This is a genomic window from Streptomyces sp. NPDC058576 (genome assembly GCF_042718715.1).
Lineage (GTDB): Bacteria > Actinomycetota > Actinomycetes > Streptomycetales > Streptomycetaceae > Streptomyces.
The window spans coordinates 15,884-35,329 of record NZ_JBHXPF010000032.1; the positions used below are offsets into that span (position 1 = coordinate 15,884).

General features: G+C 72.7%; 16 protein-coding genes. 4 read left to right on the plus strand and 12 right to left on the minus strand.

The genetic code is table 11. From position 1 onward, the window contains the following. Positions 1-3 precede the first annotated feature (3 nt). Both ACFWRV_RS22030 and ACFWRV_RS22035 read left to right on the plus strand, forming a co-directional pair. Positions 4-879 carry an oxygenase MpaB family protein gene (locus ACFWRV_RS22030; RefSeq protein WP_384337061.1) on the plus strand — a complete coding sequence of 292 codons (876 nt, stop codon included), beginning with the start codon at positions 4-6 and terminating at the stop codon, positions 877-879. An 82-nt stretch (positions 880-961) separates the two neighbouring features. Further along, a complete protein-coding gene (locus ACFWRV_RS22035) occupies positions 962-2,608 on the plus strand; it encodes an FAD-dependent monooxygenase (RefSeq protein ID WP_384337063.1) in 1,647 nt (548 codons plus the stop codon). 75 nt (positions 2,609-2,683) lie between these two features. Here ACFWRV_RS22035 and ACFWRV_RS22040 read toward each other — a convergent pair whose 3' ends face one another. From ACFWRV_RS22040 to ACFWRV_RS22055, 4 genes are all read right to left on the minus strand, one after another. Continuing rightward, the gene (locus tag ACFWRV_RS22040; protein WP_384337065.1) at positions 2,684-4,267 is read right to left on the minus strand and encodes a molybdopterin-dependent oxidoreductase; all 1,584 of its coding nucleotides are present in this window, start codon (positions 4,265-4,267) and stop codon (positions 2,684-2,686) included. A gap of 145 nt (positions 4,268-4,412) precedes the next feature. Continuing rightward, positions 4,413-6,635, minus strand: coding sequence for an NADP-dependent isocitrate dehydrogenase (locus tag ACFWRV_RS22045; protein WP_384337067.1), 2,223 nt, complete (start codon positions 6,633-6,635; stop codon positions 4,413-4,415). A 129-nt stretch (positions 6,636-6,764) separates the two neighbouring features. Continuing rightward, positions 6,765-8,246 carry an amidase gene (locus tag ACFWRV_RS22050; RefSeq protein WP_384337069.1) on the minus strand — a complete coding sequence of 494 codons (1,482 nt, stop codon included), beginning with the start codon at positions 8,244-8,246 and terminating at the stop codon, positions 6,765-6,767. Positions 8,247-8,395: 149 nt separating this feature from the next. Further along, on the minus strand, positions 8,396-8,782 hold the full coding sequence (locus ACFWRV_RS22055) for a hypothetical protein (RefSeq protein WP_384337071.1): 387 nt from the start codon (positions 8,780-8,782) through the stop codon (positions 8,396-8,398). Positions 8,783-8,982: 200 nt separating this feature from the next. Here ACFWRV_RS22055 and ACFWRV_RS22060 point away from each other — a divergent pair, with 200 nt between their 5' ends. Next, positions 8,983-9,744, plus strand: coding sequence for a hypothetical protein (locus tag ACFWRV_RS22060; protein WP_384337073.1), 762 nt, complete (start codon positions 8,983-8,985; stop codon positions 9,742-9,744). A gap of 33 nt (positions 9,745-9,777) precedes the next feature. Here the strand turns inward: ACFWRV_RS22060 and ACFWRV_RS22065 are convergent, their stop codons facing one another. From ACFWRV_RS22065 to ACFWRV_RS22100, 8 genes are all read right to left on the minus strand, one after another. Further along, a complete protein-coding gene (locus ACFWRV_RS22065; protein WP_384337075.1) occupies positions 9,778-11,343 on the minus strand; it encodes an NCS1 family nucleobase:cation symporter-1 in 1,566 nt (521 codons plus the stop codon). A 157-nt stretch (positions 11,344-11,500) separates the two neighbouring features. Next, entirely contained in the window at positions 11,501-12,502 is a 1,002-nt protein-coding gene (locus ACFWRV_RS22070; RefSeq protein ID WP_384337077.1) for a TIGR03842 family LLM class F420-dependent oxidoreductase, read from the minus strand. Between the two features lie 11 nt (positions 12,503-12,513). After that, complete coding sequence (gene hydA, locus ACFWRV_RS22075) at positions 12,514-13,914, minus strand: dihydropyrimidinase (RefSeq protein WP_384337079.1); 1,401 nt, start codon at positions 13,912-13,914, stop codon at positions 12,514-12,516. A gap of 110 nt (positions 13,915-14,024) precedes the next feature. Continuing rightward, positions 14,025-15,308 (minus strand): aspartate aminotransferase family protein, encoded by a 1,284-nt coding sequence (locus ACFWRV_RS22080; protein WP_384337081.1) that lies wholly within the window; start codon positions 15,306-15,308, stop codon positions 14,025-14,027. Next, positions 15,305-16,147 carry a nitrilase-related carbon-nitrogen hydrolase gene (locus tag ACFWRV_RS22085; RefSeq protein ID WP_384337083.1) on the minus strand — a complete coding sequence of 281 codons (843 nt, stop codon included), beginning with the start codon at positions 16,145-16,147 and terminating at the stop codon, positions 15,305-15,307. Before ACFWRV_RS22085 ends, ACFWRV_RS22080 begins: the two co-directional genes overlap by 4 nt. Positions 16,148-16,344: 197 nt before the next feature. Continuing rightward, entirely contained in the window at positions 16,345-17,751 is a 1,407-nt protein-coding gene (locus ACFWRV_RS22090) for a hypothetical protein (RefSeq protein WP_384337085.1), read from the minus strand. Positions 17,752-17,887: 136 nt separating this feature from the next. Continuing rightward, complete coding sequence (locus ACFWRV_RS22095; protein WP_384337087.1) at positions 17,888-18,268, minus strand: PPOX class F420-dependent oxidoreductase; 381 nt, start codon at positions 18,266-18,268, stop codon at positions 17,888-17,890. 57 nt (positions 18,269-18,325) lie between these two features. Next, positions 18,326-18,595, minus strand: a complete 270-nt coding sequence (locus tag ACFWRV_RS22100; RefSeq protein WP_018961443.1) for a helix-turn-helix domain-containing protein — start codon at positions 18,593-18,595, stop codon at positions 18,326-18,328. A gap of 73 nt (positions 18,596-18,668) precedes the next feature. On the opposite strand from ACFWRV_RS22100, the gene map reads away from it, so the two are divergent. After that, positions 18,669-19,436 carry a type I methionyl aminopeptidase gene (map, locus tag ACFWRV_RS22105; protein ID WP_384337090.1) on the plus strand — a complete coding sequence of 256 codons (768 nt, stop codon included), beginning with the start codon at positions 18,669-18,671 and terminating at the stop codon, positions 19,434-19,436. The last annotated feature ends 10 nt before the right edge of the window (positions 19,437-19,446 follow it).

Below are 19,446 nucleotides of genomic sequence, written 5' to 3' on the forward strand. Positions count from 1 at the left end.
CGTATGGACAAGGCGGCGCCCGGCTCCGGAGTGCGGGAACGGCTCGGCAGGGGTCTGTTCGCCCGGGTGGCGGGGCCTTCCGGGCCGGAGACCCGGGCCCGGATCCACGACACCCCGGGCCCCCGCTGGTTCGGCCCGGACCGGCCGGTGCGCCGGGTGCACGGGGACGCGTCCATGTTCATCGGCGGTCTGCGCGCGCTGCTCCTCCAGTCGCTGCACCCCCTCGCCATGGCCGCCGTCGCGGGCCATTCGGGGTTCAAGGGCGATCCGTGGGGGCGGCTCCAGCGGACCAGCACGTTCCTGGCGGTGACCACGTTCGGCACGGCCGAGCACGCCCAGGAGGCGGTCGACCGCGTACGGTCCGTGCACGAGCGGGTGCGCGGGACCGCGTCCTCCGGGGAGCCGTACCACGCGGCCGATCCGCATCTGCTGTGCTGGGTGCACATCGCCGAGGTGGACAGCTTCCTCCGCGCCCACCAGCGGTACGGGGAAAGGCCGTTGGACGGTGCGGGGTGCGACGGATACATCCGCGACATGGCGACGGTGGCCCACGCCCTCGGCATCCCCGACCCGCCGCGCGACCGGGCGGAGCTGGCGGAGCGCATCGCCGCCTACCGCCCCGAGCTGCGCGCCACCCAGGAGGCCCTGGAAGCGGCCCGCTTCATTCTGCTGCACCCTCCCCTGCCCTGGCCGGTCCGCCCCCCGTACGCCGTGCTCGCCGCCAACGCCGTCGCCTCGCTGCCGCCGTGGGCCCGGGAGCCGCTGCGGCTGCCCCGGGTGCCGGGGGTCGAGGAGGTCTGCGTACGGCCCGCCGGGAAGGCCCTGACCAGGACCATCCGGTGGGCGATGACCCCGCCGCCCGCGCCCGCCGGGGGCTGAGCGCCGCCCGGGTGCCGGAGACCGCCGATGGCAGGACGATGGAGGGAACCGTACGCAGGGGGGCCCACGACGGGAGACCCCGGTGGCACGCAGCGAATCGACGGACGTCCTCGTGGTGGGCGCGGGCCCGGTCGGCCTGACGCTGGCCGCTGAGCTGCGCCGGGCGGGAGTGGCCTGCCGGATCGTGGACCGGCTCCCCGCCCGGCTGCCGTACGCCAAGGCGGTGGGCATCCAGCCGCGCACCCTGGAGCTCTTCGACCGGATGGGCCTGGTGCGGGAGGTGCTGGACGCGGCGGTCCCCCTGCGCGGGCAGCTGACCTACGTGAACGGAGCCGAGCAGGGCCGGATCGAGCTGGTCCTGCCGCCCGAGGTGCCGTACGGCTTCGCCGCGCTGCCGCAGTACGACACCGAGCGCCTCCTGGAGGAGTCCCTCGGGCGCTACGGCACCGGGATCGAGCGTTCCACCGCGCTGGTGGCGTTCGCCCAGGATCCCGCCGGGGTGACCAGCCGGCTCACCACCGTGTCCGGTACCGAGGAGGAGGTCCGGTCCCGGTTCCTGGTGGGGTGCGACGGAGCGCACTCCGTCGTGCGCAAGGGGCTCGGGCTCACCTTCGAGGGCGGCGCGTTCCCCGAGGAGTACATGCTCGCCGATGTGGAGGTGGGGTGGGGGCTGCCGCCCGGGTACGGGGTGCGCTCGATGCACCGGGGCGAGGACGGGGCCATCGACGATCTGCTGGTCTGCATCCCGCTGCCGGGGGACGGCCGCTACCGGATGTCGATGCTGGTGCCGCCGGAGCTGTCCGCCGCGCGGCAGGTGGAGGCGACCGGGCCGGTGGGCGGCGACGGGGTGGCCCATGGCCTCGAAGGCGGCACGGCCCCCGCACTCGCCGACATCCAGAAGGTCCTGGACCGGCTGGCGCCGGAGCCCGTCACCGCGTCCGCGCTGCGCTGGTCGTCGGTGTTCCGGATCAGCCACCGGCTGGTGGACCGGTACGGGGAGGGCCGGGTGTTCGTCGCCGGGGACGCGGCGCACATCCATCCGCCGACCGGCGCCCAGGGCATGAACACCGGGATCCAGGACGCCTGCAACCTGGCCTGGAAGCTGGCTCTGGCCGTCGGGGGCGCGGCGCACCCGCAGCTGCCCGCCAGTTACGACGCGGAACGGCACCCGGTCGGCGAGGAGGTGGTGGGCCGGACCGTCCGGCACGCCGCCGAGGGCGTGCAGGCGGACCCGACGGACGTGGAGACGCTGCTGCTGCGGGAGGCCCAACTCCTCATCGGCTACCGGGAGAGCCCGATCGTGACACCGCTGCCCCGGGACGACGGCGCCGGTCTCCGGCCCGGCGACCGGGCCCCGGACTGCGGCGGCCTCACCGGGGACATCGCGGCCTACCCGGTGCGCCTCTTCGACCTGTTGCGCGGACGCGGTCACGTCCTGCTGGTGTACGGACACCACCCGGCCGGTGACACGGCCACCGATCTCGCCGCAGCGGCAAGGGAGTTGACCGGGGGCCTGATGGAGACGCACGGGATCCTGCCCGCCGGCGCCTCGGAAGGGGCGCCGGGTGTCCCCCATCACCACGACAGCCTGGGCGAGTTCGGGCTCCGGTACGCGGCGGGTGAGGGCGCGGCGTTCGTCGTACGGCCGGACGGATACCTGACCGCCTGTCTCCGGCCGCCGACGGTGGGCGGGCTGAAGGAGGCACTGGGGAGGGCCTTCGGGCCGTGAGGGTGTGAAAGCCCCGCCGCGGAGGGACCTTTGGGGGTCGTGACGGTCCTTCCGCGGCGGGGCGCTCTGTCGGGATCAGTCGACGGTGACCACCACGGAGTGCCAGCCGCTCGCACCGTCGGGGACGGTCTTCGTCCGCTCCTCGGTCTGCGTCTCGCCGGTCCCGTCGGTGGCGCGCACGGTCAGGGTGTGACCGCCGGGGGTCGCCTTCCACGGGTAGGTCCACTGACGCCAGGTGTCGACGGTGGCCTGGTCGGCGAGTTGGGCCGGGCGCCAGGGGCCTTCGTCGACCCGGATCTCGACCTTCTCGATGCCGCGGTGCTGGGCCCAGGCGACCCCGGCGACCATGACCGTGCCGGCCTCCGGGCGGCCGAAGGGCTTGGGGGTGTCGATCCGGGACTGGGTCTTGATGGGGGCCTCGCGGGCCCACTTGCGCTTCACCCAGTACGCGTCGTAGTCGTCGAACGTGGTGAGCTCGATGTCCTCGATCCACTTGCAGGCCGAGACGTACCCGTACAGGCCGGGCACCAGCATGCGGACGGGGAACCCGTTGACGAAGGGGAGCGGTTCGCCGTTCATGCCGACGGCGAGCATCGCGTCCCGGCCGTCCATGACGTCCTCGACGGGGGTGCCGAGCGTCATGCCGTCCACCGAGCGGGCGATGATCTGGTCCGCCTTTCCACCCCGGGACGGCGGCTTCACCCCGGCCTCCTTGAGCAGGTCGGCGAGACGGACGCCGATCCACCTGGCGTGGCCGATGTAGGGGCCGCCGACCTCGTTGGAGACGCAGCAGAGCGTGATCTCGCGCTCGATCAGCGGGCGGTTCAGCAGGTCCTGGTAGGTGAACTCCAGGTCCCGGCGCACGCCCTTGCCGTGGATGCGCAGCCGCCAGGAGTTCGCGTCGACCTTGGGGATCACCAGGGCGGTGTCCACCCGGTAGAACTTGTTGTTGGGGGTCGTGAAGGTGCTGAGGCCGCGCACCCGGGGCTGGGCACCCGCCGGGATCGGCTTGGCCGCCGAGGCCGGGGCGGGCAGCCGGACGGCCTCCCGGGAGGCGACGGCGTCCTGGGCGCTCCGGCCGTTCAGGGCCCGGCCGACCGCTCCGGCCGCCGTGGAGGCGGCGGCCGCGGCCGTGGCGGCGATCAGGAAGCCCCGCCGGTCCCAGCCGCCCTCGTCCTCCTCCCCCGCGACCCTGTGCGGCCGGGTGAGCTTGCCGATGAGGACGTACAGCAGCAGCGCCCCGGCGACCGCGCCGACCAGCGACGGGAGCCCGTCGATCGGACCGGTGGAGTCCGGGCGGCTGACGGCGGACGCGACGCCGACGACGCCGAAGGCGAGGACGGCGGCGGAGCCGGTACGCCGGTGTCGCAGCGCCAGCAGACCGACGGCGACGGCGAAGAGGGCGAGCGTGACGACGATGCCGAGCTGCAGGACGATCTTGTCGTTCTCGCCGAAGGTCCGGATCGCCCAGTCCTTCACACCGGCGGGCGTCCGGTCGATGGCGGCTCCGCCGACCGCCGTCACGGGGCTCGCCTCGGGGCGGACGGCGGCCGAGACGAGCTCGGCGACGGTCAACGAGGCGAATCCCGCGAGCAGTCCGCTCAGTGCGGCGAGCGCGCCGCGGGTCAGGGCTGTCCGGGTGATCCTCACGGTCGTCATTCGGAGCCGTGGGACCGGCGGATTGGTCCGGTCCCCCGATCTGCCCGGAACGCGCTCCGCCCCGGCGGGCGCGGGGCCGGCCGGGGCGGAGCGGTCAAGCGGTCAAGCGGTCAAGCGGTCAAGCGGTCAAGCGGTCAAAGAAAGATCAGGCGAGGGACGCGATCGCCTTGTTGAACGTGGCGGACGGACGCATGACCGCAGCGGCCTTGGCCGGGTCGGGCTGGAAGTAGCCGCCGATCTCGGCCGGGGAGCCCTGCACCGCGATCAGCTCGGCGACGATGGTCTCCTCCTGCTCGGCCAGCGTCTTGGCCAGGGCCGCGAACGCCTCGCCGAGCTTGGCGTCGTCGGTCTGCCGCGCCAGCTCCTGGGCCCAGTAGAGGGCCAGGTAGAAGTGGCTGCCGCGGTTGTCGATGCCGCCGAGGCGCCGGCTCGGGGACTTGTCCTCGTTGAGGAAGGTGCCCGTCGCCCGGTCCAGGGTGTCGGCGAGGACCTGGGCCCGCGCGTTGTCCGTGGTGGTGGCCAGGTGCTCGAAGCTGACCGCGAGGGCCAGGAACTCGCCCAGGCTGTCCCAGCGGAGGTAGTTCTCCTTGACGAGCTGCTGGACGTGCTTGGGGGCCGAGCCGCCCGCGCCGGTCTCGAAGAGGCCGCCGCCGTTCATCAGCGGGACGACGGAAAGCATCTTGGCGCTGGTGCCGAGCTCCAGGATCGGGAAGAGGTCGGTGAGGTAGTCACGGAGCACGTTGCCGGTGACGGAGATGGTGTCCTCGCCGCGGCGGATGCGCTCCAGGGAGAAGGCGGTGGCCTCGACCGGGGACTTGACGGAGATGTCCAGGCCGTCCGTGTCGTGGTCGGCGAGGTACGCGGTGACCTTGGCGATCAGGTTGGCGTCGTGCGCGCGGGTCTCGTCCAGCCAGAACACGGCCGGGTTGCCGGTGGCGCGGGCGCGGGTGACGGCGAGCTTGACCCAGTCCTGGATCGGCAGGTCCTTGGTCTGGCACATCCGGAAGATGTCGCCGGCGCCCACGGCCTGCTCCAGCACGACCGCGCCGCTCGCGTCGACGACGCGCACGGTGCCGGTGGCGGGGATCTCGAAGGTCTTGTCGTGGCTGCCGTACTCCTCGGCCTTCTGCGCCATCAGACCGACGTTGGGCACGGAGCCCATGGTGGCCGGGTCGAAGGCGCCGTTGGCGCGGCAGTCGTCGATGACGACCTGGTACACACCGGCGTAGCTGCTGTCCGGGAGGACCGCGATGGTGTCGGCCTCGTCGCCGTCCGGGCCCCACATGTGACCCGAGGTGCGGATCATGGCGGGCATGGAGGCGTCGACGATGACGTCGCTGGGGACGTGCAGGTTGGTGATGCCCTTGTCGGAGTCGACCATCGCGAGGGCCGGGCCCTCGGCCAGCTCGGCCTCGAAGGACGCCTGGATCTCGGCGCCGACGTCCGGCAGCGAGCCGAGGCCCTTGAGGATGCCGCCCAGGCCGTCGTTGGGGGTGAGGCCGGCGGCGGCGAGCTGCTCGCCGTACTTGGCGAAGGTGTTCGGGAAGAAGGCGCGGACGGCGTGGCCGAAGATGATCGGGTCCGAGACCTTCATCATGGTGGCCTTGAGGTGTACGGAGAACAGCACGCCCTCGGCCTTGGCGCGGGCGACCTGCGCGGTGAAGAACTCGCGCAGCGCGGCGACGCGCATGACGGCCGCGTCGACGACCTCGCCCTTCAGGACGGGTACGGACTCGCGGAGCACGGTGGTGGTGCCGTCGTCGCCGTGCAGCTCGATGCGGAGCGAGCCGTCCTCGGGGATGACCGCGGACTTCTCGGTGGAGCGGAAGTCGTCGACGCCCATGGTGGCGACGTTCGTCTTCGAGTCGGCCGTCCAGGCGCCCATGCGGTGCGGGTGGGCCTTGGCGTAGTTCTTGACGGACGCGGGGGCGCGGCGGTCGGAGTTGCCCTCGCGCAGCACCGGGTTCACGGCACTGCCCTTGACCTTGTCGTAGCGGGCGCGGACGTCCTTGTCCTCGTCGGTCCGCGGGTCGTCCGGGTAGTCCGGGAGCGCGTAGCCCTGCTCCTGGAGCTCGGCGATGGCGGCCTTGAGCTGCGGGATCGACGCCGAGATGTTCGGCAGCTTGATGATGTTCGCGCCGGGCGTCCTGGCCAGCTCGCCCAGCTCGGCGAGTGCGTCATCGATACGCTGCTCGGCCTTCAGCCGCTCCGGGAAACTGGCGATGATCCGGCCCGCGAGGGAGATGTCGCGGCGCTCCACCGTGACACCGGCGGTCGAGGCGTAGGCCTCGATCACGGGCAGGAACGAGTAGGTCGCCAGGGCAGGGGCCTCGTCGGTGTGCGTATAGATGATGGTCGAGTCAGTCACCGGGTGCTCCGCTCCACGTCTGCAACATTGCTTGACATCAAGATATCTCGTCGGCGCGCGGGGCTCCACAAGGCCCCCGCACGGCTTCACAGGCGGTACGGGGTCCTGTGATGTTCCGATGACTCCGGGTTACGGGGTCGGCGGCCGGTGCTCGTACCAGCGCCGGTCGTCCTCCAGCTGGGCGGCGAGCGCGATCAGCCGCTCCTCGCTGCGGGAGGGGCCGAGCAGCTGGGCGCCGACCGGGAGGCCGGAGCGGGTGAAGCCGGCCGGGACGTTCACCCCGGGCCAGCCGAGGACGTTCCAGGGCCAGGCGTACGGACAGGCGGCCGTCATCGCGAGGTCGGTGCGCCAGGCGCTCAGCTCGTCGAACCGGCCGATCCGCGGCGGCGGGGCGGCCGTGGTCGGGGTCAGCAGCACATCGAACCCGGAGGCGTCGAAGAGGGCGCCGATCCTGCGGTGCTGGCGGACTTCCCGGGCGCGGGCGGCCCGCACCACCCGCCCGCCGAGCCGCGTCCCGGTCCGCAGGGCGCTGCGGGTGCGCGGGTCCAGGAGGGCCGGTTCGGGGTGCCGGGCGGCGACCTCGGCGATGCCCGCCGTGGCGCGGGGCACGAAGGCGAGGCCGATCAGCCCGTACCGGGGGCGGGCCTCCTCGACGTGGTGGCCGAGCCGGGCGAGGGTCTCGGCGAGCGCCTCGACGGCCCGGCGCACCTCCGGGTCCGGTCCGGCGCCGGTGAGGGTGAGCGGGGGACGCCAGGCGAGGGCGATGCGCAGGCGGCCCGGGTCGCGGCGGGCTGCGTCGGCGGCGCGCACGGCGGGCGGGCGGTGGAAGTCCTCGGGGTGCGCTCCGGCGACGGCGTCCAGCAGGAGCGCCGCGTCGGCGACCGTACGGGCGAGGGGGCCGTTCACGGTGAGGCCCTGGAAGGCGTCGCTGTGCGGGTGGACCGAGATGCGCCCGCGCTGCGGTTTGATGCCGACGAGATGCGTCCACGCGGCGGGGATGCGCACGGATCCGGCGCCGTCCGAGCCGAGGGCGGCGGGCACGAGCCCGGCGGCGACGGCGGCGGCCGATCCGCCGGAGGAGCCGCCCGGGGTGTGCGCGGTGTTCCACGGGTTGCGGGTGGCGCCGAAGCCGGGGCCCTCGGTGAAGGGCCACTGGCCCAGTTCGCAGGAGTTGGTCTTGCCGACGACGACGGCTCCGGCGGCGCGGAGCCGGCGGACCGCCTCGCTGTCGGATGCGGCCGGGGGCCGTTCGCCGTCGCAGCCGAAGTGCGTGGGCAGGCCCGCCACGTCGGTGTCGTCCTTGACCGCGACCGGCACGCCGAGGAGCGGCAGCCGCTCCCCCGCGGCGAGCCTGCGGTCGGCCTCCGCGGCCTCGGCGAGTGCCGCGTCGGCGCGCAGGTGGCGGAAGGCGTTGAGGGAGGGCTGCGTGGCCTCGATACGGGCCAGGGCGTCGGCCACGAGAGCGGTGGAGGTGGTGGTGGCGTCGGCCAGCCGGCGGGCGCTCTCCGCGAGGCCGGGGAGCGGCGGCGGGACGGGGGCGGCCGGGCGGGGAGCGCGACCGGGATCCCGTACGGCCGGGCCGGTCTGCTCGGTGGGCTCCGCTGAGGACATGGGCGTGCCGCCTCCCTCGTGTCGCGGGGCCGGCCGGTCGTCCCGGCTGCGCCCACGCCTACTTACTGGAGGGTAACGAGAGGAGGCGGCACGCTCAACCGGTCGGGCCCTTCCGGCTGTTCCGGCTGTCACCGACTACGCGCCCTGCGTCAGGGGCGTACGTGGATCTCGCCGATGCCGGTGCCGAGACTCCCGCAGTGGGCGGTGGACTGCCCGGAGTCGCCGGGCCTGAGGGTGACGCGGTCGCCGTCGACGTCCGGGGACCAGCCGCAGACGAGATGCACCCAGAAGACCTGCGTCTGGCTGCCGTTGTTGCGACAGAGCGCGAAGCCCGTGTAGTCGTCGATGGCGTGCTTGCCGGTGTCGCAGGACAGGCCGGGCGGAATCGCGGCCGGGGCCGCCGACGCGGTCGCGGAGGTGACCGGGAGCGCCAGCGCGGCCGCCGTCGCCGTGGCGGCGAGCGCCCGCAGGACGGACCGGGGGCGCTTCCCCGCGGCCGGGCCGCTCGTGCTCCTCGTCCCCGTGAACAGGTTCATGGTTGTTCTCCCTCGTGGTGTGTGCGTATGTGACCCCGGGCGGGATCACCGCAGCTTTGCCCACGCTCCGTGGTCGAAAACACCGCCGCGCTTCACTCTGTGTTCGCGCGCCGGGCGGCGCCCCCTCTCCCGGCGTACGCTCGTATGTGCCGGTCATCCTGGTTCGTACGCCCTGACCGGGGCCTTTTCGAGGAGGCGACGTGAGCGGACACCGATGGGCCGCCCGGGCGGCCGCGGGTGCGGCGGCCGTCGCTCTCACCGTCACGGGTGGCACCCTCGCGCAGGCTGACGACGACATCGACGCGCTCCCCGCCGAGGAGATCGCCGAACGCGCCCGCGACGCCCTGGTCGGCGTCGACTCCCTGCATCTGAGCGCGCGCGGCAGCACCGACGGGACCGGGGAGGACGTGAGCGTCGACCTGACGCTGGACCGCGAGGGAAACTGCGCGGGCGGGGTCGACATGGGCGACGACGGCTCGGTGGAGATCGTGAAGCGCGGCGACGACGTCTGGCTGAAGCCGGACGCCACCTTCTGGAAGAACCATGTGCCGATCGGCGGCTCCACCTTCGACGCGATCCTCGACGGCCGGTACATGAAGGCCTCGGCCGACGACCCCCGGCTGCTGGAGGTGACCGAGGTCTGCGACCTCGACACGTTCCGCGAGCTGATCACGGACAACGTCGGCACCGCCGACCTCGACACCCTGACGAAGGGCGCGAGGACCGACGTGAACGGCGCGCCGACCGTTCCGGTGACCCGCGCCGAGGGCGATGAGCGCCTGACGGCCTACGTGGCCGCCGAGGGCACGCCGTACCCGGTGCGGATCACCGTGCAGAACGCCGACGAGGAAGGGACCGTGAACTTCTCCGGCTTCGACCGGCCGGTGCCCACGGCCACTCCCTCGGCGGACGAGACGGTGGACGTCACCGCTCTGCTGGGCCGCAGCGTCAAACCCGTGTAGCCGAGCTTCGCATCCGCGAGGCCTGCCGAGCGCTCAGGCCGCCGCACGCTCCCGGCGGGTCAGCGCCACGTACAGCAGCAACGACGAGGCGAGCCCGACCGCCCAGCCGTAGTCGGCCAGCGGCTTCAGGAACGGGATCAGACCGTCGGCGGGGAAGGGGCCCTTCCCGGGGGCCGAGTGCGAACCGCCCACCGCGAGGACGCCGCCGACCGCGAAGGCCGCCACCGCCCGCCAGTTCCAGCCGCTCCGGTACCAGTACCGGCCGCCCGGCCGGTAGAGGTCGGCCAGGTCGAGGACGGTGCGCCGGACGATCCAGTAGTCGGCGATCAGGATGCCCGCCACCGTACCGAGCAGTCCGCCGACCAGGCCCAGCCAGGTGAAGATGTACAGCTCGGGCGTCTCGGTGAGCTTCCACGGCATGATGACGACCCCGATCACGCCCGTGATCAGCGCCCCGGTCCGGAAGCTGATGAGCTTCGGGGCGAGGTTCGCCAGGTCGTACGCCGGTGAGACCACGTTCGCCGCGATGTTCACCGAGATCGTCGCGATCAGCACGGTGACCAGACCGAAGACCAGCCCGAAGACGTTGTCCGTCCGGGCGACGAGCTGGACCGGGTCCCAGATGGCCACCCCGTACACCGCTTGCGAGCCGGAGGTGACGAACACCGAGAGCAGGGCGAAGAAGGTCATCGTGGTCGGCAGCCCGAGCGACTGCCCCCGGATCTGGGCGCGTTGGCCGGCGCCGAAGCGGGTGAAGTCGGGGATGTTGAGGGAGAGCGTCGACCAGAAGGCGATCATGCCCATCAGCGAGGGGAAGAAGACCGGCCAGAAGTCGGCGCCCCAGCCGAGCGCGGACGGCTGGTCGAGCAGCGGGCCGAAGCCGCCCGCCTTGACCGCGACCCAGACCAGCAGGACCACCGCGCCGACCAGGACGAACGGGGCCGCCCAGTTCTCGAAGCGGCGCAGGGTGTCCATCCCCCGGTAGATGATGGCCAGTTCGAGGGCCCAGAAGAGTGCGAAGCAGAGCCAGAGCGTCCAGGGCTGACCGCCGATCTCCGCCGCGCCGGCCCAGCCGCCGAAGATCTTGCCGAGCAGCGTGAAGATCCCGACGCCGCCGATCCAGGTCTGGATGCCGAACCACGCGCAGGCCACGGCGGCCCGGATCAGCGCGGGCAGGTTGGCGCCGCGCAGCCCGAAGGAGGCGCGGGCCAGGACCGGGAAGGGGATGCCGTACTTGGGCCCGGCGTGGCCGGTGAGCAGCATCGGGGCCAGCACGATCACGTTGGCGAGCGCGATGGTGAACACGGCCTGCTTCCAGTCCATGCCGAGCGCCACCAGACCGGAGGCGAGCAACCAGGACGGGATGTTGTGGGCCATGCCGATCCACAGGGCCGCGAAGTTGTACGTGGTCCAGGTGCGCCGCTCCACGGGGACGGGCAGCAGGTCGTCGTTGGCGAAGCGGGGGTCGTCGGGGACGTGCCCGGGGGCGAGTTCGACCCGGCCGGAGGCGGCCGGGCCGGGTATCGCGTCGTGCGGGTCGTGCGAGGAGGACGGTGGGGTCGGTGGTTCCGGTGGGGAGGGTGGGACGGTAGCGGTCATGGCGGACGGGCCCTTCGCTCGGGAGCGGTGCCGTGCGGGGCGATGCGGGCGGTGCGCGTGCGAACTGCGGGGAGGGGTGGGGAGATCCGGCAGCCGGATGGTCGGGCGGTGAGACCGTCAGGCGGTCGGGCGGTGAGACCGTCAGTCGGTCAGGGGGTCAGTCGGTCAGGGCGGGGATGATCTCGGCCCCGTAGGCGTCGATGGTCGCTTCCCGGGCGTCGTGCATGTTGTACAGAGCGAACTGGTCGACTCCCATGTCCCGCAGCGCCTGGAGCTTCTCGATGTGCGCCTCGGCGGGACCGAGCAGGCAGAACCGGTCGACGATCTCGTCCGGGACGAAGGCGGTGTCCGGGTTGCCGGTGCGGCCGTGGTGGCTGTAGTCGTAGCCGGAGCGCCCGGCGATGTACGCGGTGAGCGCCTCGGGGACCAGGCCGGAGTGCTCGCCGTAGCGGGCGACCAGGTCGGCGACGTGGTTGCCGACCATCCCGCCGAACCAGCGGCACTGCTCCCGGGCGTGGTCGAGGTCGTCGCCGACGTAGGCCGGGGCGGCGACGCAGATGGTGACGGACTCCGGGTCGCGTCCGGCGTCGGCCGCCGCGTCCCGCACCGCCTTGATCATCCACTCGGTGAGGAAGGGGTCGGCGAGCTGGAGGATGAAGCCGTCGGCCTTCTGGCCGGCCAGCGCCAGGGCCTTGGGCCCGTACGCCGCCATCCACACCGGCAGCCGTCCGTCCTTCACCCAGGGGATCCGCACCGGCTGCCCGTCGACCGTCGCCTCCCGGCCCTCGGCGAGGTCCCGGATGACGTCGGTGGCCTCGCCGAGGCGGGCCAGCGTGTTGGGGCGGCGGCCCGCGACGCGCATCGCGGAGTCGCCGCGCCCGATGCCGCAGACGGTGCGGTTGCCGTACATGTCGTTCAGGGTGGCGAAGGTGGAGGCGGTGACTTCCCAGGTGCGGGTGCCGGGGTTGGTGACCATGGGGCCCACGATCATCCGGTCGGTGTGCTCCAGGATGCGGCTGTAGATGACGAACGGCTCCTGCCAGAGCACCGCCGAGTCGAAGGTCCAGCCGTAGCGGAAGCCGTTGCGCTCGGCGCGGCGCATCAGGCCGACGACGGCGGAGGCGGGCGGATCGGTCTGGAGGACGAGTCCGAAGTCCATGGCGGGATCTCCTAGTCCAGGTACTGACAGGTGGCGCGGGGGGTGTACATGCCGTGTCCGGCACGGCCGGTGAACTTCCGTCCTTCGATGACGACTTCGCCGCGCGACAGCACGGTCTCGACCTGGCCGGTGATCCGTTTGCCCTCGTACGCCGAGTAGTCGACGTTCATGTGGTGGGTCTCGGCGGACAGGGTCTGCTCGGCGGCCGGGTCGTAGATGACGATGTCGGCGTCGGCGCCCGGGGCGATGGTGCCCTTCTTCGGGTACAGGCCGAACATCCGGGCCGGGGAGGCGCAGGCGATCTCGATCCAGCGGCGGCGGGTGATGTGGCCGTCCACGACGGCCTGGTGCAGCAGGTCCATACGGTGCTCGACGCCGGGCATGCCGTTGGGGATCTTGGAGAAGTCGCCGCGGCCCATCTCCTTCTGCCCGGAGAAGCAGAAGGGGCAGTGGTCGGTGGAGACGACCTGGAGTTCGTTGTTGCGCAGGCCCCGCCACAGGGCTTCCTGGTGTTCCTTGGGGCGCAGCGGGGTGGAGCAGACGTACTTGGCGCCCTCGAAGTCGGGCTCGGCGAGGTTGTCGGTGGAGAGGAACAGGTACTGCGGGCAGGTCTCGCCGAAGACGGGGAGACCCTTGTGCCGGGCGGTGGAGATCTCCTCCACGGCCTCGTCGGCGGAGACGTGGACGACGTAGAGGGGGGATCCGGCGACCCGGGCGAGCTGGACGGCGCGGTGGGTGGCCTCGGCCTCCAGGGCGACCTTGCGGACGTCCCCGTGGTAGCGGGGGTCGGTGTGGCCCGCGGCGAGCGCCTGCTCGACCAGGACGTCGATGGCGATCCCGTTCTCGGCGTGCATCATGATCAACCCGCCGTTGCCGGAGGCCCGTTGCATGGCGCGCAGGATCTGTCCGTCATCGCTGTAGAAGACGCCGGGGTACGCCATGAACAGCTTGAAGGAGGTCACGCCCTCGGCGACGAGGAGGTCCATCTCCTTGAGCGAGGACGGGTTGACGTCCGCGAGGATCATGTGGAAGGCGTAGTCGATGGCGCAGTTGCCGTCGGCCTTGGCGTACCAGGCGTCGAGCCCTTCGCGCAGGGAGCGGCCCACGCTCTGGATCGCGAAGTCGACGATGGTGGTCGTGCCGCCCCAGGCGGCGGCCCGGGTGCCGGTCTCGAAGGTGTCGGCGGCGTACGTCCCGCCGAACGGCATCTCCATGTGGGTGTGCCCGTCGACGCCGCCCGGGATGACGTACTTGCCGGTCGCGTCGATCCGTCGGTCGGCGCTCCAGCTCTCGGCGGCGTCGGTCCCGTGGGCGGCGAGCGCGACGATCCGGCCGCCCTCGACGAGCACGTCGGCGTGGATCTCGTCGGACGCGGTGATGACCAGGCCACCGTGGATGACGGTGCGGCTCATGGGTGTCTCCTCAACTCGGGGCGCCCCCGCGCCGGCCCGATGGGCGCGACGCTCGGGGGCGGCCCCGCGCGGTTCGTGGGCGTACGGGCCGACGGGGGGGGCGGCGGGGGTCAGCCGGCCGCTTGCAGGGCGTCGGCGAGGATCGCCGCGCCTTCCTCGGCCTCGGCGACGGTCAGGGTCAGCGGCGGGGCGATCCTCAGGACGCTGGTGCTGTGGCCGCCGCCCTTGCCGATGAGGAGCCCGCCGGCGCGGGCCGCTTCGAGGACGGCCGCGGCGGCTTCCGGGTCGGCCTCGTCGGTGCCGGGCTTCACCAGCTCGATGCCGATCATCAGGCCCCGGCCGCGCACTTCGCGTACGGCGGGGGAAGCGGCGGCGATGGAGCGCAGCCGTTCGATCAGCAGTCCGCCGACGCGTCGCGCGTTGCCCTGGAGGTCGTGTTCCAGGAGGTACGAGAGGTTGGCGAGCGAGGCGGCCATGGTGATCGGTGAACCGCCGAACGTGGAGATGGAGTTGGCGTCGAGGCAGTTCATCACCTCGGCGCGGGCCACCACTCCCCCGACCGACATGCCGTTGCCGATGCCCTTGGCGAAGGTGAGGATGTCCGGCGGCCCGTGCTCGGCGTGCGCCTGCCAGCCCCAGAAGTGCTCGCCGGTGCGGCCCCAGCCGGTCTGCACCTCGTCCGAGATCCACAGCACCCCATGCCGGTCCAGGACCTGCCGGAACGCGGCGAACAGCCCGTCGGGCGGGGAGGTGAACCCGCCGACGCCCTGGATGGGTTCGGCGATCAGGGCGGCGGGGTTGCGGGTGTGCCCGAGCAGGTCCTCCAGGTCGGCGACGCACGCCTGGATGAACCGGTCGTCGCTCAACTCGGCGTACGGGCCCCGGGTACGGACGCCGCCGTGGACGTACAGGGTCTGGAGGGGGGACAGACTCGTGGGCGACCAGGCCTGGTTGCCGGTGATCGAGACCGTGGAGAACGACCGGCCGTGGTAGCTGTTGCGCAGCGCGAGGATCTGGTTGGACCTGCGGTACGCGGTGGCGAGCAGCAGGGCCGTGTCATTGGCCTCGGTGCCCGAGGTGGTGAAGAAGACCCGGGCGTCCGGGATGCCGGAGAGGGTGGCGATCCGTTCGGCCATCTCCACCATGGGGCGGTTGAGGTAGAGGGTGGAGGAGTGGATGATCCGCCCGGCCTGCTCGGCGACGGCCTTCGTCACCTCGGGCAGGGCGTGGGCGGTCATGGTGGTGAGGATGCCGCCGAAGAAGTCGAGGTAGCGGTTGCCGTCGGCGTCCCAGACGTGGCGGCCCTCGCCGTGGGTGAGTTCCAGGGGGTGGCGGTAGTAGAGGGCCAGCCACTCGGGGCTGACGGCGAGGTGGCGCTCGTACAGTCCGCTCACGGCTCCACCAGCCCGTCGTAGGCGTCGGGCCGTCGGTCCCGGTAGAAGGCCCACTGCTGGCGGACCTCTTCGATCAGGTCGAAGTCCAGGTCGCGGACGAGGAGTTCCTCTTCCTTGTCGCTGGCGACCTCCCCGACGAACTGGCCGCGCGGGTCGACGAAGTAGCTGGTGCCGTAGAAGTCGTTGTCGCCGTACTCCTCGCGGCCGACGCGGTTGATCGCGGCGACGAAGTACTCGTTGGCGACGGCGGAGGCCGGCTGCTCCAACTGCCAGAGGTGGCTGGAGAGTCCGCGCGAGGTGGCCGACGGGTTGTACACGAGCTGGGCTCCACCGAGGCCGAGTTGCCGCCAGCCCTCGGGGAAGTGCCGGTCGTAGCAGATGTAGACGCCGACCTTGCCGACGGCGGTGTCGAAGACCGGCCAGCCGGCGTTGCCGGGCTTGAAGTAGTACTTCTCCCAGAATCCCTTGACCTGCGGGATGTGGTGCTTGCGGTACTTGCCGAGGTAGGAGCCGTCGGCGTCGATCACGGCAGCGGTGTTGTAGTAGAAGCCGGACTGCTCGATCTCGAAGACCGGGACGACGATCACCATGCCGGTCTCGCGAGCCAGGTCCTGCATGCGCTTGACGGTCGGCCCGTCGGGGACGGGCTCCGCCCAGCGGTAGTGCTCGGGCTCCTGGACCTGGCAGAAGTAGGGGGCGTTGAACACCTCCTGGAAGCCGATGATCTTCGCCCCCTGCCGGGCGGCCTCGCGCGCGTGTTCCTCGTGCTTGGCAATCATCGATTCGGTGTCGCCGGTCCAGGTCGCCTGGACGAGTGCGGCGCGTACGACGTGGGACATGAGCTGCTCCTTCGACGCGGCGTCAGAGAGCCTGCACGCGTTCTCTACGCACGTAGATCGGTGCATGGATGGAGAACGTAAGCCCCTCCGTCCGGCGGGGCAAGACCATCGCCGTGAACCGGCGGAGTCGATCATGTTTCGCACCCGACCGGTCCACATCGGACACGGTGCCGGTCCCGGGCGGTGTCCGTGCGGTCTCAGACCCCCGGCACACCCGCCACCCGCAGCGCGTGGACCAGGTCCCACTCCCGCTCCACCGACACCTCGCGGGCGGCCGCGAGGAGGAGCGGCAGGACCGGGGTCCCGCCGGTTCCGGCCAGCTCGGCGGCCTCCCGCGGAGTGCGTACGCGGACGAAGGCGCCGAGCAGGTCCCGGGCCTCCCGCTCCCGGCCGGCCGCGTCCAGGGCGAGCACCGACTCGGCCACTTCGGCGGCGGGCCGGGCCACCCCCTGGCGCAGGAGCAGCCCGCAGTCCGCCTCCCGGCCCGCGGCGGCCAGCGCACCCGCGGCGGCGGCGAACCCGGCGGGCGGGAGCGAGGAAACCTCCCAGAGCAGGGTCGTCCAGTCGGCGGCGAGCCCGGCGCGGTGCAGCGCGAGGGCGATCAGCGGGAGCCGGGGCGCGGGCCAGGCCGCGACCTCGCAGAGCACGACGTGCGCCTCGCCGCCGCGGCCCTCGGCACGCAGCCGGACCAGTTGGGCCACGGCACCGGCGACGGCCTGCCCGGCGTCCGGATCCAGCAGGGCGTCCGGATCCGGCGGGGCGCCCGGCGAACGGTCACGTCCGGCTCGGCCCCGGCCGCCGTGGTCGTCCTCCCCGCCCCCGCCGCCGAAGCGTGCGCCGCGCGGGGCGGTCGCGCCCGCACGGGGCGGCACGAACGGACCGGGCACCGGCGAGGGGGCCGGGCCGGCTCCCTCCTCGTCGACCTCCAGACCGGCGAACCGGGCACCTCTCGGCTTCCTGCGCCGGGGCGCGGGGGCGGTAGGGTCCGGAACTGGGGCGCCGACGCCGGCGGCTGAGCCGGACCCGGACCCGGCGGCACTGGAGAACCCGGCGGCACCGGAGTCCACAGTGGCCCCGGCGTGCGGCCCCTCGCCGTCCTCCGCCCGGAACCAGTCCTCGGGGGCCGCCACCGCGGCCAGCCGCTTGCGCAGCTCGGCACACCGGGCGGTGGCCCGTTCGTGGTCGTCGCGGGCCCAGGCCAGCGCCTCCGGTTCGGCCGGGTACGGGCCGCCGAGCCCCGCGCCGCGCAGGCGCTCCGCCGCCCGGAGCTGCTCGCGGACCATCAACTCCAGCCGGTGGACGAGCTCCTGACGCCCTCCGGGCCGCCGGTCGTGGGCGGCGGCGGACGCGGAGTAGAGCGCGGCGGCGCGGACCGAGACCTGCTCGGCGAACCGGGCGCCCTGCAGCGCCGCGAGGTCCGCGAGCAGCGACTCGACCACATCCCAGGGCGGGACCTCCACCCCGTCGAGGCAGGAGCGCATGCCCGCCGGATCACGCCGGGCGAAGACTCCGTACCATCCCCGCCCGGGGTCCAGGCGCGCCACCAGATCCCGCAGGTACTGCGCGAACGCCCCTATTTCGTACGCCTGTTGATGCACCGTCATCGTCGCCCTCACCGGCCGTCGACTGGACCCTTCCAGTCCGGAGGCATTCGACCGCAGGCGTGTTACAGGGCGGCTACGCGCAGCTTTCGGGCGCGCTGCGGCGGGAGCACGAGGGGGCCCGGAATCGGGAGGGGCCTCAGAAGGTGACGGCGATCCCGGTGTGCGGGCGCTTGCCGAGCCGGGCGATCGTCGCGGGCCAGTCGACGAACCAGAACTTCCAGGTGTACTTGCGGGCCAGCAGTTTGCGCACCGCGCGGGTGCCGTCCTCGTCGAGGAGCTTCGCGGTACCTTCGGCGCTGGGGGCCCCGTCGGCGATCCTGCCGCGTACGTCGCAGACGGTGACGACGACCGTGCCGTTGTTGCGCAGCCGCTTGACCTTCCACGAGTCGGAGCGGGTCCAGACGTACAGCACATCACCCTCGGCGGCGGCCCAGACGGGCGTGGCGACGGGTGTGCCGTTCTTCCGGTACGTGGTGAGGCTGACGTACTCGCTGCGTGCGAAGTCCTGGAGAGTCACGGCGCGACCCTACGCGGCCCGGGGGCGCCCCCGCGACAAGACCCTGGGCCCCGCCCGTTACGCGATCAGCGGCACCGCGGCCGGTTCCGGTGCGCAGCGGCCGAGGATCTCGTCCATGGAGAGGCCCAGCGCACCGGCGAGGGCGGCCACGGTGAAGAAGGCGGGAGTCGGCGCGCGGCCGGTCTCGATCTTCCGGAGGGTCTCCGCGGAGATTCCGGCGCTCGCGGCGACGGCGGCCATGCTGCGCTCCCCGCGCGCCGCGCGGAGCAGTGCGCCGAGACGTTCGCCGCGCAGGCGCTCTTCGGGTGTCAGAGGGGTGCGGACCATGAGCCCATCCTACTACGGAATGCCATTTCTATACCGTCATTACTATACCGCTTCGACCGGTATAGTAATGGGCATGGTGCACATCAAGACAGACACGCAGATCGAAGCGATGCGCGAGGCCGGCCGGGTCGTCGCGCAGATCCTGACCCGCGCGCGGGAGGTGGCGGCGGTCGGCGTGACCCCCCGCCAACTGGACGAGGCGGCCCGCGAGGTGCTGAGCAAGGCCGGTGCCTCCTCCCCCTTCCTGAACTACAGGCCGCACTTCGCGCCCACGCCGTTCCCCGCAGTCATCTGCGTCTCGGTCAACGACGCGGTCGTGCACGGCATCCCCTCGGCCGAGCCGCTGCGGGACGGGGACCTGGTCAGCGTGGACGCGGGCGCGCTCCTCGACGGCTGGGCCGGTGACTCGGCGGTCAGCTTCACCGTGGGCGCGGCCCGCCCCGAGGACGCGCGGCTCATCGCCACCGCGAACGAGGCCCTGGCGGCCGGGATCGGCGCGGCCGTGGTGGGCAACCGGATCGGGGACATCGCCCATGCGATCGGCACGGTCTGCCGTGACGCGGGCTACGGCATCCTGGAGGGCTACGGCGGCCACGGGATCGGCCGGTCCATGCACGAGGACCCGTCCGTGCCGAACGAAGGACGACGGGGTCGCGGCATGGCGCTGCGGCACGGGATGGTCCTGGCGATCGAGCCCATGCTGCTCGCCGGTGGCCACGACGAGTTCCGCCACGACGAGGACGGCTGGACCCTGCGGACGACGGACGGCAGCCGGGCCTCGCACGCCGAGCACACGGTGGCGATCACGAACGACGGCCCGCGTATCCTGACCGCGCTGTGACCACCTTCGG